At 74.4% G+C, this 14,653-nt stretch carries 10 protein-coding genes; 6 read left to right on the forward strand and 4 right to left on the reverse strand.

Features of this window, described 5'->3' with window-relative positions:
- Positions 1 to 57: 57 nt before the first annotated feature.
- Complete coding sequence (locus K7I03_RS30740; RefSeq protein ID WP_185940984.1) at positions 58 to 663, forward strand: LysE family translocator; 606 nt, start codon at positions 58 to 60, stop codon at positions 661 to 663.
- Here K7I03_RS30740 and K7I03_RS30745 read toward each other — a convergent pair.
- From K7I03_RS30745 to K7I03_RS30755, 3 genes are all read right to left on the reverse strand, one after another.
- Positions 580 to 1,950: a DUF6777 domain-containing protein gene (locus K7I03_RS30745; RefSeq protein WP_185940985.1), complete on the reverse strand. Its 1,371-nt coding sequence runs from the start codon at positions 1,948 to 1,950 to the stop codon at positions 580 to 582. The two genes, K7I03_RS30740 and K7I03_RS30745, sit on opposite strands and share 84 nt — an antisense overlap.
- 131 nt (positions 1,951 to 2,081) lie before the next feature.
- Positions 2,082 to 3,845, reverse strand: a complete 1,764-nt coding sequence (locus K7I03_RS30750; RefSeq protein WP_221902539.1) for a serine/threonine-protein kinase — start codon at positions 3,843 to 3,845, stop codon at positions 2,082 to 2,084.
- 310 nt (positions 3,846 to 4,155) lie between these two features.
- Positions 4,156 to 5,274 carry an alpha/beta hydrolase gene (locus tag K7I03_RS30755; RefSeq protein ID WP_185940986.1) on the reverse strand — a complete coding sequence of 373 codons (1,119 nt, stop codon included), beginning with the start codon at positions 5,272 to 5,274 and terminating at the stop codon, positions 4,156 to 4,158.
- 298 nt (positions 5,275 to 5,572) lie between these two features.
- Here K7I03_RS30755 and K7I03_RS30760 point away from each other — a divergent pair, with 298 nt between their 5' ends.
- Together K7I03_RS30760 and K7I03_RS30765 are read left to right on the forward strand one after the other, a co-directional pair.
- A complete protein-coding gene (locus K7I03_RS30760; RefSeq protein ID WP_185940987.1) occupies positions 5,573 to 6,463 on the forward strand; it encodes an alpha/beta fold hydrolase in 891 nt (296 codons plus the stop codon).
- 141 nt (positions 6,464 to 6,604) lie between these two features.
- A complete protein-coding gene (locus tag K7I03_RS30765; protein WP_185940988.1) occupies positions 6,605 to 7,336 on the forward strand; it encodes a 2OG-Fe dioxygenase family protein in 732 nt (243 codons plus the stop codon).
- Between the two features lie 55 nt (positions 7,337 to 7,391).
- On the opposite strand, the gene K7I03_RS30770 is transcribed toward K7I03_RS30765, so the two are convergent.
- The gene (locus K7I03_RS30770; RefSeq protein WP_185940989.1) at positions 7,392 to 8,426 is read right to left on the reverse strand and encodes a carbohydrate-binding protein; all 1,035 of its coding nucleotides are present in this window, start codon (positions 8,424 to 8,426) and stop codon (positions 7,392 to 7,394) included.
- Positions 8,427 to 9,093: 667 nt separating this feature from the next.
- Here K7I03_RS30770 and K7I03_RS30775 point away from each other — a divergent pair.
- From K7I03_RS30775 to K7I03_RS30785, 3 genes are all read left to right on the forward strand, one after another.
- Positions 9,094 to 11,268: a hypothetical protein gene (locus tag K7I03_RS30775; RefSeq protein ID WP_185940990.1), complete on the forward strand. Its 2,175-nt coding sequence runs from the start codon at positions 9,094 to 9,096 to the stop codon at positions 11,266 to 11,268.
- A 66-nt stretch (positions 11,269 to 11,334) separates the two neighbouring features.
- Positions 11,335 to 12,864, forward strand: a complete 1,530-nt coding sequence (gene pelF, locus K7I03_RS30780; protein WP_185940991.1) for a GT4 family glycosyltransferase PelF — start codon at positions 11,335 to 11,337, stop codon at positions 12,862 to 12,864.
- Complete coding sequence (locus K7I03_RS30785; RefSeq protein WP_185940992.1) at positions 12,861 to 14,294, forward strand: hypothetical protein; 1,434 nt, start codon at positions 12,861 to 12,863, stop codon at positions 14,292 to 14,294. The genes pelF and K7I03_RS30785 overlap by 4 nt, the downstream gene beginning before the upstream one ends.
- Positions 14,295 to 14,653: the final 359 nt, after the last annotated feature.

The raw sequence follows: 14,653 nt of genomic DNA on the forward strand, positions 1-14,653 counted from the left end.
AGAGGAGAAGACGCCGGGGCGGACAGGACCCGGCACGCGCGTCCCGGACGGAGCACCTTGAGCATCGAATTCCTGCTGACCTCACTGATCGTCGTGGCCACCCCCGGTACCGGCGTGCTCTACACCATGGCCGCCGGCCTCTCGCGCGGCGCCCGGGCGAGCCTCGTCGCCGCGACCGGCTGCACGCTCGGCACGCTGCCGCACATGGCGGCGGCCGTCACCGGCCTGGCCGCCCTGCTGCACACCAGCGCGCTGGCCTTCCAGATCCTCAAGTACGCCGGTGTGGCCTACCTGTTGTTCATGGCCTGGGCGACGCTCCGCGACAAGGGGTCGCTCGCCGCCGACGAGGACGCCGCGCCCCGGTCCGCGGCGCGGACGATCCTCGACGGTGTGCTGATCAACATCCTCAACCCCAAGCTGACCCTCTTCTTCTTCGCCTTCCTCCCGCAGTTCGTGAGCGAGGACGAGCCGCACGCCCTGCTGCGCATGGTCGAGCTGAGCGCCGTCTTCATCCTCCTCACCTTCCTGGTGTTCGTCGCCTACGGGCGGTTCGCGGCGGCCTTCCGGGACCGGGTGGTCTCAAGTCCCCGTGCCACGCGGTGGGTTCGCCGTGCCTTCGCGGGCGGTTTCGCGGCGCTGGGGATCGGACTGGCGTTCCTCTGACGGCGCCCGCGGCGCGGAGTACCCGCCGCCCGACGAGGGCGGTTCGGCCGGCCGGGCCGCCGGCGGCGACACCGTCCGCGGCGGACGCGGCGGCGTGGCCATCAGCGGCGCGGAGGGCTTGACCTGGGACTCGTGCGGCGCCGTCGTCGGGGCCGCGTGGGTGGGCGGGGCGACCGTGGGACGTTTCGACGGCGGGTGGGGAGCCGTCGGGACGTGCGGTGGGGAGGGGACGTGCGGCGCCGACGGCGGGCGGGACGAGGTGCCGTGGGGGGAGGAGCCGCTCGGCGCGGAGCCGTGGGCGGACGGGGACGGCCGGTCGGAGGGCGGGCGGGGGGAAGTACCCGAGGAGGCGGACGAACCGGACGCGTCGGAGGACGGTGCCGACGGGCCGGAAGACGGGCCCGAAGGCGCGCCGGAGCCGTCCGGCGAGGGCGAGCCCGTACCCGTACCGGGGGTTCCCGGGGCGCCGGGGGTGTGGGACGGCGTCGGCGGCCGGGCCGTCGGCGCCGAGTCGTGCGAGCCGTCGTCACCGACCTCGCGGTGGAACATCCGGTCCTTCCGCTCGGTGTCGACCAGCGGGATCGCCTTCAGCGGGCCCTTGTCGGCGGGCCGCGGCAGGATGACCGTGACCGTCGCCACCGCGAAGCCCTCCCAGCGCCGCCCGTCGAACGCCGCGTCGCGCACGTTCACCGAGGAGTCCGGCTCCCCCAGCGGGTTGCCGCAGTTGCACTTGACCGCCGGCTTCGCGTACGCGTCGACGAGCACCGCCACACCGGCCTGCAGCACGGCCGGGTAGGCCCGCGCCCGGCCCTCGCCGTCGTAGTCGTGATTGGTGACGAGCGTGTCGTGCATCAGGACCGCCGGCGTCAGGCCGTCGACGTACGCCTGGATCTCCGGCTCCGGGATGCCCCGGGCCTCGGCCCACGCCTTCGCCTTGACCGGGTCGCCCGCCAGGTCCTTGAGCAACTGGGCCTTGTCGCAGCGGGAGATCTGCCGGGTGCCGCCGAAAGCGCCCGGCGCGTCGCCGACCGCCGTGCCCCCGCCGTCCGTCGAACTGACGCCCTGGACGTCGCTGTGCGGGTCGGAGACGAACGGCGCGTCACCGGTCTGCCCGACCGCCTCCAGGGCGATCGTCTTCTTCCGGTCGCCGCCACCGGATCCGTCCGACGAACACGCCGCCAGGGCCGGGCCGACGGCGAGGACGGGGACCGCCAGCAGGGCGACGGTCCGGAACCGCCGTCGCTTCCGCCTGCTCGCCGTGTGGATGGGGACGGGTATCAGCCGCATGTGCGCACCCCCGATTGCCGGTTCTTGCACTGCCGATGACTGCTGATGACTGCCGGTGGACTTCTCGCGGGCGGACCGGTGGGCGGGCCGGGACGCCGATGGCTCTGTACGGCCGGTCGGCTTGCTGACGGTCAGTAGGGACGGCAGGTGGTCACCCAGCTGCCGGGCGGACAGGTCGTCGTGGGGCCGGGCGTGGATTCCGCAGAGCCGCCGGAGCTGTCGTCGTCGGTCGGCGCGGGCGCCGACGAACGGTCGCCGTTCGTCTCGGAGGAGGGCTCCGGCTGCCGCACCGGCGCCGAGGACGGGGTCGACGTCCCGCCCGAAGGGCTCGTCCCCGGGTCCTTGCCGTCGTGGAGGAACAGGACGGCCGAGACGCCCCCGCCCGCGATGAGCAGGGCCAGCAGGGGAGCGGTCAGCCTGCGCGCGGACCACCGGCCGCCGTGGGCCGGCGCCGCCCCGCCACCGCCGGCGACGAGCCCCGGCGTCCCCGCCGACCGCGGTACGGCCGGGGAACCAGGGGTGGGGACAGGGCCGTAGGGGGCGTACGGAGTGGGGGGCGTCCCGGTGCCGGGAGCGGGGGAGGGAGAGGGGGAAGGGGAGTAGGGGCGGACGTCGGGTGAGGTGGGGATGTACGTCGGGAGGTGCCCGGACGGGGTGCCGGGGTCGTGGTACGAGGGCGCGGGCGGGGTGCCGTCCGGCGTGCGGGGGGTGGCGGACGCGCTCCGGCTCCCGGACGTTCCCGGGGGCACGGGCGTTCCATGGTTCGCGGAGGCGGAGGGCGGCGCCGTGCCCGCTCGGGCGGGTGCCCCGGGTCCGGTGCTCCAGGGTTCCGTCGCCGTGCCGGTGCCCGGCCGGGGCACAGGCGCCCTCGGGTCGGCGGTGGCCCGCGCTCCCGGCCGTTCCTCCGCGGTTCCGTCCGGGTCCCGCTTTCCCGGCGCCCCGGAAGAGGAGCCCGCGCCCCCGGCGGTGCCGTGCGCGTCACGTTCGCCGGGGCCCCCGCCCGACCGTCCCGGATGCGGGAAGGCGGCCCCCGCGCCCGTCCCCGTCCGGCCGCCCACCGCCGGCGCGGCCGCCGCCGCGTTCAGCAGCCGCTGCGCCTCCACCGAACCCATGCGCGCGCTCGGGTCCTTGCGGAGCAGGCCGAGCAGGAGCGGCGCGAGCGGGCCGGCGCGGCGGGGCGCGGGCGGGTCCTCGTGCACGACGGCCTGGAGCGTGCCCAGCGCCGAGGCGCGGCGGAACGGCGACATCCCCTCGACGGCCGCGTAGAGCGTGGCGCCCAGCGACCACAGGTCCGAGGGCGTGCCGGGGTGCTTGCCGAGCGCCCGCTCGGGGGCCAGGTAGTCGGGCGAACCGATGACGTCACCGGTGCGGGTGAGGGTGCCCGTGCCCTCGACGAGGGCGATGCCGAAGTCCGTCAGCACCACCCGCCCGTCGTCCTGGAGCAGGACGTTGGCGGGCTTGACGTCGCGGTGCAGGACGCCTGCGGCGTGCGCGCTGCGGAGCGCCAGGAGCACCGCGGACCCCACGCGTGCCGCCTCCTTGGGCGAGAGGAGGCCGTCGGCCTCCAGGACGTCGGCGAGCGACCGGCCGCGGACCAGTTCCATGACGATCCACGGGCGGCCGTGCTCCTCGACCACGTCGTGCACGGTGATCACGTAGGGGTGGCTGATGCGGGCCGCCGCCCGGGCCTCCTGGACCAGCCGGGCGTGCAGCACCCGGACGTCGGCCTCGCGCAGGTGCTCGGGGGCCCGGACCTCCTTGACGGCCACTTCGCGGCCCAGCACCTCGTCGTAGGCGCGCCACACCACGCCCATGCCGCCGCTGCCGAGCCTGCCCAGCAGCCGGTACCGCCCGGCCAGCAGGGGAAACCGCTCGTCGCCGCCGTTGGCGTCCATGGCGTCCCGCCCCCTCCCCCGTGGGAGCCCGGGCCGCTCCGGGCACCCGCGCAATCGGGCCACACCGGCTGGGACGCGACGGCGTGCCATACCGTTCCCAGTGAGGGGGCCCCGGTCCCGCCCCTTCACCGTTTCTTGCGGGGGCCAGCCCCCGCACCCCCGAAGCGCCCTGCGGGCGCTGTCCTCAAACGCCGGACGGGCTATATAGCCCGTCCGGCGTTTGAGGACGAGCGGCGGAGCCGCGAAAAGCGGGGTCTGGGGCGCAGCCCCAGGAAGCGGCGAAGGGGCGGGACCGGGGCACCCCCCCCGATCAGCGCGGGTCGGCGAGCTGGCGGTCGAGCCAGCGGAGTACCTCGGGGTACTCCTCGCGCCACGTCTGGAAGTTGTGGCCGCCTTCGTCGCGGATCAGTTTGTCGACCTTGGTCGGCCACTTGGCCTTCTCGGCGAAGTGCTCGGCCTGCTTGAGGTACTTCTCCTCGCCCTTCTTGCTGACGCCGACCAGCAGCGACACCGGCGGCGCGGGCATGTGGGTCAGACGCCAGACGAGGTCGGCCTCGTTCTTGAGCTGCTTGTTGCCGGCGTAGAGGTCGCCGGTCTCGCGGTCCTGGCGGGCGAAGAAGTCGGCGGAGAGGCCGGCGCCGGCGCCGTAGCGGGCCGGGTTGGTCATGGCCATCTTCAACGCGCAGTAGCCGCCGGTGGAGTTGCCGACGGCGCCCCAGCCGCCGCGCGAGTTGTCGGCCCGGTACTTGTCGTTGACGGCGACCGGCAGGTCCTGGTTGAAGAAGGTCATCGCCTGCGGGCCGCCGGGGACGTCGGTGCAGTTGGTGTCGCGGTCGGCGACGACCGACGGGCGGACCATCAGGACGATGGTGGGCCGCATCTTGCGCTCCTTGACGAGCTTGGACGCGGCCTGGGGGACCTTGATCTGGGTGATCAGGTTTCTGGAGACGCCGGGCTGGCCGGTGACCGCGACGATCACCGGGAAGCGGTCCTTCTCGTGGCCCTTCTGGAAGTACTGCGGCGGCAGGTACGCGTACCCGTCCATGCTCAGGCCGGTGACCGGTCCGTGGATCGATATCCGGTCCACCTGCCCGCCCTTCTCGCGCGGGCCGAGCCCCACCGACTCCTGGCCCTTCACCACGAGCGCGGGCGGCCGCTTCTCGCCCTCCTTGCCGGGCTGGAGCTCCTGGCGGCTGGAGTTCTGCCCGAACAGTTCCTTCCAGGTGGAGTAGAAACCGAACTCGTTGTTGGCGGCGACGAGCAGCACGGCCAGGACGCTCACCTGGGAGACGACGAGCATGCCCAGGCGCGAGGCCCAGGACAGCACCCCCTTGCGGGCGGCGCGCGGCCACAGCCACAGAACCAGGGCGCACACCGCGACCGCGATGAACACCAAGAGCAACAGTAGATTCTGGGACGTGAGACCCACGGTGGTAACTCCTCCTGGAGGGTGCTTTCACCTGAGAGAGAGGGAGGGCGACCGGGGGCGGTTCCGTATATACGCCGCGATCTCATGTTATAGCGGTCACTGACGGCACGCACATCCGCTCACGGCCGCCGCGGGGAAGGCGCCGAAGCCGGCGCCCGGGGAGATTACCACGCGGTAAGGGCTTACCAATAAGTGGGTACTTGTGCGCAAAAGGCCCGGGGCGGAGGCTGGGAACCACTCCGGCGGAATAGCCGGGGAACGCATCGGCCCGGCAGTCAGGCAATGAGGTAATTCCCGCATGAAGCGCGACAGCGTTGTCGTCAACGACGTCGGGATTTCTTTTGTGGAGGAGGGCGAAGGCCCCCTCGCACTGCTCCTCCACGGATTCCCCGAGTCCGGGGAGGCCGCGTACCGCCATGTCATACCGGCCCTCGCGGCCGCCGGCTACCGCGCCGTCGCGCCGAACATCCGGGGGTTCGCCCCCTCGGCCCTGCCCGCGGACGGCAGCATGCGCCTCGCCGACCTGGTCGCGGACGCCAACGCGCTGCACGAAGCGCTGGGCGGCGGCCCCGACGCGGTCGTGATCGGCCACGACTGGGGCGCGGCCACGGCGTGGGCGGTGGCCCACACCGCGCCGGAGCGCTGGGCCCGCGTGGTGGCCAGTGACGTCCCGCCGCTCGCCTTCTTCGGCGAATACGCGAACACCTACGAGGGCATCGAGCGGCTGAACCACTTCTGGTTCTTCCAGATGGACATGGCGGACGAGGTCCTCGCCGCCGACGACATGGCGTGGGTGCGCCGGGTCATGCAGGACAAGTGGACCGCGGACGCCTATGACGCCACGGCGGATTTCGAGGCCGTCCGCAAGGCGCTCGGCGAGCCGGCCCGGCTGCGCGCCGCCATCGACCTCTACCGCGTGAACTTCGCGCCGAAGGAGATGGGAACGCCGGAATGGGCCGCCCGGCACGCCGCCCTCTGGGGCGAGGTCCCGGTCCAGCCGGCCTTGTACCTGCACGGCACCGAGGACAAGAGCGTCGTTCTGGACGAGGCCGGACTGGCGAGGATCGGGGCCTCGCTGTCGAAGGGGTCGGAGGCGGCCTTCATCGAGGGCGCGGGGCATCTGGTGCCCGCCGAGAAGCCGGCCGAGTACACGGAGCGCGTCCTCGCCTTCCTGGCCAAGGAGGTGTGAGGCGGCACCGCGTGGCGAGTGTGTCATGTGTGACGCGCGTGACGGAAGTTGTCGGACGCTGCCCTTCGGCCCCGCTCCTGCGTAGGCTCGGTCATCGGTATCCGGCCCACACGAAGGCTCACGGAAGGCTGAGGCAGACCGATGATTCCTGCGTCCCCGCGCGTCTCCGGGCGACCCGGGACGGACGGCGGGCAACTCCCGCCGCCGTTCGTCCACTTCTCCGCCGAACTGCTGACGGGCGCCCTCGCGGCCCTGCCGCCGGCGGCGGTGACCCTGTTCACCGAGTCCTGGAACGACCTGCCCGCCGACGCCCACCTGGGCGCCGGCACCCCGTACCGCTTCCGCCGGTACAGCAGATTCCGGATCCTTCGGGACGGCCTGGAGCGGCTGCCGCACGCGGCCTTCTTCCAGGACGCGGCCGTGAACCGGGTGAACGGCGGCGTGGACCGCATGTTCGCCCCGCTGTCGGACGGCGTGGCCGCGGGGGCCGCGCTGGAGACGGTCGTCCGTACGCTCCGGGAGCGGCTGCCCGGGCCGCGCGACGGGATGGACGCCTGCGGGGTGCACCAGATACGCGTCGTCGCCACGGCGGACGCCGAGGGGCACCCCGCCCCGGAGGGCGTCCACCAGGACGGGCACTGTTACGTCGCCCAGGTGCTGATCCGGCGCGAGAACGTGGAGGGGGCGGACTCGCGCCTCTACGGCCTGGACCGGACGCCCGTCCACGAGGCGCTGCTGACCACGCCGTTCGAGACCATCGTCCTCGACGACCGCCGGGTCTTCCACGGCGTCACGCCCATCCGTCCGGCCGCGGGGGCCGGACGGGGCGTGCGGGACATGCTGCTGGTCGACTTCTTCCCCTTCGAGGGCTGATTCCCGTCCGGGGACCGATCCCCCTCCTGGGACCGATCTCCCTCCGGGGGCCGCGTCACTGCCGGACGGTCCAGTGGTCGTCGGCCCCCGCGCGGAGGAACTTCAGCCCGGGGCAGAGGAAGTCCCGGCCGTCGGGGGCGGGGTCGGTCCAGGGGGAGTCCGCCGGGCTCGCGGGGTTCCAGGCGCCGCCGCGGCGGAGCCTGATCGCGGAGCTGTCGAAGACGGTGTTCCGGGCTTCGGTGCAGTACCAGCCCACCCCCGTGGCGGGGTTGACGCTCGCGTAGATCTCGAACATGTCCCAGCCGTGGTCCAGCCCGCTCGTGTCCTTCCCGGACTGGCGGTAGAGCAGCTCCCAGCTCGCCGTGCGGTGGTTGTACAGGTAGGCGCCCCAGGTGTTGCCCGAGCCGCCTTCGCGCACCAGCTGGACGCTGTAGGCGGCCGGGGCGCCGCCGCCGGGGGTGTACTTCGCGAGGAACGCCGCGTCGACGGGCAGCGTCTTGGCGGGGCCGCCCGGTCCGCACCAGTCCCAGGCCCACAGTTCGGGGCCGCTCTGCCAGTAGGCCGTGACCACTTCCATGCACGAGTTCTGGGCCTTGGTGGTGGGCGCGTAGGTGAAGTTCTCGGAGTCCCGGACGCGGTACGCGGGGTCGACGGTGTGGGTGGCCGTGATGCCGTCGTGGGTGCCGGGCTGCGGGAAGACGCCCCACCAGTCGTGGGTGAGATCGGCGTCCGGCCGCGCCGGCCGGCGGGACCGGTCCGGTCCGCCCTCGCGAGCGGCGGCGCGGCGGCCCTCGGCGAAGGCGCGGACGGCCCGGTCGCGGGCGGGGGAGCGGTCGGGCGTACGGGCTCCGGTCACCCGGCCGCGGTGGGGCGCGGCGGGGTCGGGGGTGCGGGCGGCGGTGGTGCCGGCGGGCTCCACGGGAACGGTGTGGGTGCCGGACGCCGTGGCGGTGCCCGTGGGCCGGGCACCCGGCTCCGCGGCGGCGCTGCTCTGCGCCGCGCCGCCCGTCAGCGCGGCGGACGTGAGGAGGAGGGCCGCCGCGAGGAGGGTGCGGCAGCCGGCGGCGAGGGGGTGGTGGTGTCTGCGCATGGGACGCCTTCCGGTGGGGTTGGTCCATGCCAAGCAGCCGCAATGTCCATGACAGCAACCTCGGCGTCAAGGGTCGCGGCGGCCCCGGCGGATCCGGGCGGCCGCAGGCGCCCCTCCGGTGTCGGCCGTCCGGGTTCCGGTGCGGTATCGCGCGAGGCCGAACACACCCGGCAATTCGGACAGTTGTCATCAGGCCGATCTCGCGGCACATGCGGCCACCCCGGCGGCGTGGACTGATGTTCGGGGGACGCGGGTCCGGAACGCGGGCTCCGTGGCGTCGCGGCAGGTCATCCCGGAGGGCCGGGCGGACGAGCGGAAGGCCGCCGTCCCGTCCCGGGTCCGCCGCGCTACGGCGGATTCCGGCCAGGCGCAGGTAAACGCCGGCGGCCTCCTGCGCCGTGCGACATACGCCGCGTTCCGGCATGGCGCACTATATGGCTGGGCGATCGAGGGGCGGCTGAGCCTCCCGGCGGTCCCCCACTCCCACGCCCTCGACCAAGGGCGCCGGGGAGACCAGTACGGCCGGCGTGGGGAGCCGGCCGAGCGCGACCGAACAGCCGGGGTTCGACCACCCGTGCGCGCCGGGGCCCGGCCACCCCGCGCGGACATCTTCACCAAGAGGACGGCGCCGCCGACCATCGCCGTCCCAGCAGGGGGGAGTTGCACCATGTCACGTTCCACACGTCTGCTCGCGGCCTGGGCCGCCGCGACACTGACGGCGCTGGCGCTGCCCACCGCCGGCGCCCACGCCGACGATCCGGCGCCCCGCGTCGACCTGCGGGTCCTCCTCGTCGACGACGGCGGGCCCGCCGTCGAGGCGATAGCCGCCGAACTCGCCACCGCGGGAACGCCGTACACCAAGGTCGACCTCAAGGACGCCGGCCGGCCGAAGATCGACGCGGCCTACCTCAGCGACACCGTGGACGGCAGACCGCGCGCCAGGTTCCAGGGCGTCGTCCTGCCCAACGACAACCCGTTCGGCGACGGTTCGCCGGAGATGGCCGCCCTGGCCGGATACGAGAAACGATTCGGCATCCGCCAGGTGGACGCCTACACCTACGCCCGCCCCGCCGTCGGCCTCAACGCCGCCCAGGAGCACGGCTGGAGCGGCCCCCTGGACGGCAAGACCGCCACCGTCACCGCCGAGGGCGCCGGCCCCTTCGGCTACCTGAAGAAGAACGTCCCCTTCGAGGACAACGACCCGGCCGTCAACGAGAGTTACGGCTACCTCTCCACCCCGCTGGAGAAGCAGGACGACGGCGCCACCTTCACCACCTACGTCGACGCGCCCATCCCCGGCACCTCCTCGCGCGGCTCGCTGATCGGCCAGTACGCGCACGACGGCCGCAGCGAACTCGTCGTCACCTTCGTCGCCAACCAGTACCAGACGCAGTTCCGGCTGGTCTCCCGCGGCATCGTCGAATGGCTCACCCAGGGCGTCCACCTCGGCGCCTCACGGAACTACCTCGGCGTCCACGTCGACGACCTCTTCGCCTCCGACGACCGCTGGGACAGCAAGCGCAAGTGCACCCCCGGCGACGTCGACTGCCCCGGCAACCCGTCCCCCGACGCCCCGCCGATCCGGATGACGGCCGCCGACGCCACGTACGCCAAGGAGTGGTCGAAGAGCCACAACCTGCCGCTGGACTTCGCCTTCAACGGCGTCGGCAGCGAGGAGTACCGGGCCAACGACGGCGGCGGCCGCGACCCGCTGCTCGACCGCTTCGTCGCCGACCAGCAGTCCTTCCGCTGGCTCAACCACACCTACACCCACGCCTTCCTCGGCTGCGTGCAGAACACCGGCGTCGTCCCCTGGAAGTGCTCCACCGACCTCCTCGGCCGCATCCGCTGGGTGGACGGCCAGAAGGTCACCCAGGAGATCGCCCAGAACCTGTCCTGGGCCGCCGCCCGGGGGCTGAAGGTCGACCCCGACGAGCTCGTCACCGGCGAGCACTCCGGCCTGCGCACCCTGCCGCAGCAGAAGGACGACAACCCCTACCTGGCCGCCGCCCTCACCGTCACCGGCGTCAAGTGGCTGGCCAGCGACAGCTCCCGGGAACCGCAGCAGCGCCAGGCCGGCCCCGCGCTGACCGTCTCGCGCTACCCGATGAACGTCTACTACAACGTGGGCAAGGCCGCCGAGCAGACCGACGAGTACAACTGGCTCTACACGAAGAAGGCCGACGGCGGCAGCGGCATCTGCGAGAACTCCACCGTCACCACCTGCCTGAAGGCCCCGCTCGACACCAGGACCGGCTTCGCCTCCTACATCGCGCCCCTGGAGGCCCGGATCGCCCTCGGGCACGTCCTCTCCAACGACCCGCGCCCGCACTTCATGCACCAGTCCAACCTCGCCGAGGAGCGGATCGGCTACCAGGTCCTGGAGAAGGTCCTCGCCGACCACGCCGCCCTCTTCGCCGACAACACCCCGCTGGTCAGCCTCCGCATGAGCGACATCGGCACCGAGATGCGCAAGCGCGCCGCCTGGTCCGCCGCCGTGGACGCCGGCAAGGTCACCGCCTACCGCGTCGGCGGCCAGGTCACCGTCACCGCGCCCGCCGGGGTCGAGGCCACCCTCACCCTGCCCACCGGCACCACCCAGGTGAAGAACGGCACGTCGGCGCCGTTCGGCGACGCCTACGCCGGGCAGCGCTCCGGCTGGGCCACCCCGGCGGCCGGCCAGAGCGCGGCCGTCTTCACCCTGCCCGCCGCCGGCGCCCCGGCCGCGCCGCACGCCACCGGCAAGGCCGCCCGCGTCCAGGCGCCCGCCCCCGCCCTGCCCGTACCCCCGGGCGCCGGCCACCGGGTCCCGTACGGCACCGGTGACGGCCCCCGGCGCTGAGCACCGCCGTACCTCCGTGCGCACCTCCTCACGCCACACCGTCTCTCGCGGAGAAACCGAATACCCATGCACGGACCCCTTGCCGCACCCGCGGCCGACGCCCCCTCGGTGACGCTGCTCACCGAGGGGACCTACCCCCACAGCCACGGCGGGGTCAGCGTCTGGTGCGACCAGCTGGTGCAGGGCATGCCCGACATCCCCTTCCGGATCATCGCCGTCACGGGCACCGGACGGGAAGGGCTCGCCTGGCAGCTCCCCGCCAACGTCCGCCGCGTGGACGCCGTCCCGCTGTGGGGCACCACGCCCGCCGGGCGCGCGCCGCGCGGCCGGGCGCTGCGCACCTTCCTCGCCGGCTACGAGCGCTTCCTGCTCTCCCTCCTGGACCCGGCGCACGAGGACGACTTCGCCCCCGCCTTCCACCGGCTCGCCGACCAGGCTGCCACCGGCACCCTGCCGGCCCTCCTCCAGGGCGAGGACGCCGTCCGGGTCCTCGTCCGCGTCTGGAACCGGCCCGCGCTGCCCACCGCGGCCGCCCGGCCCACCCTCCACGACGCCCTCACCGCCACCGACCTGCTGGAACACGCGCTGCGCCCGCTGGCCGCCGACGTCCCCGCCGACGGCATCACCCACGCCGTCAGCGGCGGCCTCGCGGCCGTCCCCGGCCTGATCGCCCACCACCGCCACGGCACCCCCTTCCTCCTCACCGAACACGGCATCTACCTGCGCGAGCGCTACCTCGGGTTCCGCACCGAGCCCTACCGGTGGCCCGTCAAGGCGCTGATGCTGGGCCTGTTCCGGCAGCTCGCCGTCGAGTCCTACCGGTGCGCCGCCCTCGTCACCCCCGGCAACCGCTACAACCGCCGCTGGGAGGAGCACGGCGGCACCCCGCCCGACCGCATCCGGACCGTCTACAACGGCGTGGACCCCGCCGCGTTCCCGCCCGCCGGACCAGAACCGGAGGTGCCGACCCTCAGCTGGGCCGGCCGCGTCGACCCCATCAAGGGCCTCGACACCCTCATCCGCGCCTTCGCCCTCGTCACACAGCGTGTCCCGGAGGCCCGGCTGCGGCTCTTCGGCGGCACCCCGCGCGGTGGCGAGGGCTATCGGACCGCCTGCGAGAAGCTGGCGGCCGAACTGGGGGTGGGGGATTCCGTCACCTTCGAGGGGCGCGTCGAGGACATCCGCGACGCCTACGCGGCCGGCAACGTCGTCATGCTCTCCAGCATCAGCGAGGGCTTCCCCTTCACCCTCATCGAGGCCATGTCCTGCGGCCGGGCCACGGTCTCGACGGACGTGGGCGGGGTGCGGGAGGCCGTCGGCGACAGCGGGCTCGTCGTCCCGCCGCGCGACCCGGAGAGCATGGCCGAGGCCGCCCTCACCCTGCTCGGCGACCGCGAACTGCGGGCGCGCATGGGGGAGTCGGCGCGGCTGCGGGTCATCGAGCAGTTCACCCTCCGGCAGACCATCAGCGCCTTCCGTGAGATCTACCACGACCTCGACGCCTCCCGGCGGCGCTCGGTCGTCTTCGCCCCGGCCGTCCCCTTCGGGCAGCCCACCATGGCCGCCATGGCCCTGGCCGCCGGCGGTGTCCGATGAGCGGCCCGCTGCGGCTCGTACCGCCCGACCCCGAGGCCGTCCCCGACCTCACCGTCGTCCCCCGGCCCCGGCCCGGGAACGGTCCTATCGATGAACTCGCCCGCGAGCTCCACGACGTGTGCGCCGCCGCCGTCCACCCCGACGAGATCGCCGCCGTCCTGGAGGCCGACGGCCTGACCAGCGAGCAGATCGCCGGACGCTACGGCCGGCGCGACGCCTTCGAGCTGGCCGCCGACCTCTTCGCCCGCGTCCCCCGCGCCCACCCCGAACCCCCGCCCGCCCCCGACCCCTGGCAGGTCAAGCCCGCCCTGGTCCTGCTCCGCTCCCTCGTCTTCACCCTCCCCGGCTTCGGATACGCCCTCGGGGCGCCGCTGCTCACCGGCGGCCGGGGCGCCGGCGGACTGCCCGACGGCACCGCCGGGCTGGTCGCCGCCGCGCTGACCGCCTGGGCGTGGAACCAGGCCCTCGCCCACCGCGCCTACCTCCGGCTCGCCGCCGGCGGCCGGGCCGCCGCCGGCCGCTGCCTCCGCACCGGCGCCCCGCTCGGCGCGCTCCTCGCCACCGCGGCGGCCCTCGCCTTCCACGGGCCCCCAGGAGCCGCCTCGTTCGCCGTCGGCCAGGCGCTCTACCTGTGCGCCGCGACCGTCCTGCTCGTCCTGGGCCGTGAACGCCTCCTGCTGTACACCCTGTTGCCCGTCGCCGCCGGGGGAGCGGCCGTCCTCGTCGCCGAACCGCCCCGCGCCCTGGCCTTCGGCCTGCTGCTCGCCACCCTCGCCGGGGTCACCGGCACCGCGGTGTACCAGAACGTCCTCGCCGTACGGGAGGAGGGCACACCACCGCCCGCCCTCCCCCCGCTCGCCTCCGCCCCCTACGGGCTCTTCGGGCTCGGCTGCGGCGTCCTCACCGGCGTCGCCGCGCTCGGAGACGTGCTGCGTCACGGCAGTCACGCCGACCCCGCGGGCCCCGCCGTCATCGCCCTCACCCTCAGCATGGGAGCCGCCGAATGGCTGCTCTACCGGTTCCGCAGCCGGGCCCTGAAGGTCCTCGCCCGCGCCACCACGCTCCGCGGACTGCCGGCCGGCGTCGCCCGGGTCCTCGGCCTGTGCCTCGCCGCCTACCTCGCCGCCCTCGCGGCGCTGGTCCTCGCCGCCGACGCCGTCTGGCCCGGCGGCCCGACACCGACCCCGCTGCGCACGGCGGCCCTACTGGCCCTCGGCGCGGTCCTCTGGACGGGGCTGCTGCTCCAGGCGTACGGCATCGCCTGGGCCCCGGCCCTGCTCTGTCTCGCGGCCGGCGTGGCGGAGGCCGCCGCCCTGGCGGCCCGGCTCCTGTCACCGGCCGCCGTCCAACTCGTCGTCTGCGCCTGTACGTCGGCCGCCCTGGCGGCCACGGCGATCGGGCGGCTCGGACGGATCACGGCGCACCGCTGACCGGGGGCGGGGCCGGCGGTCCGGGCGGGACGGGACGGTGCCGTACGTCCGGGCGGCCCGTCGAGGGGCCGACGGCCCGGCCCCGGCGGCCGGTTCGCCCGACGCGCGTCCGGCGATGGCGGCCGGACACCGGCACGGGCGGCCCGGCGCAGGTGGCCGGCGCGAGGGACGGGAACGGAGGGCGGCGCCGACCGAGCCCGCACCGGCGCCGACCACCGGACGGCCCCCGGAGCCTCCGCACGACCGCGCACCACGCGCCGCGCCACGGCGCACCGCACCGCGCACCATCGCACGACCAGACACCGCACCACCGCTCACCGAACGACCGCTTACCGAACGACCGCTTACCGAACGACCGC

This window comes from Streptomyces mobaraensis (assembly GCF_020099395.1).
Classification (GTDB): domain Bacteria; phylum Actinomycetota; class Actinomycetes; order Streptomycetales; family Streptomycetaceae; genus Streptomyces.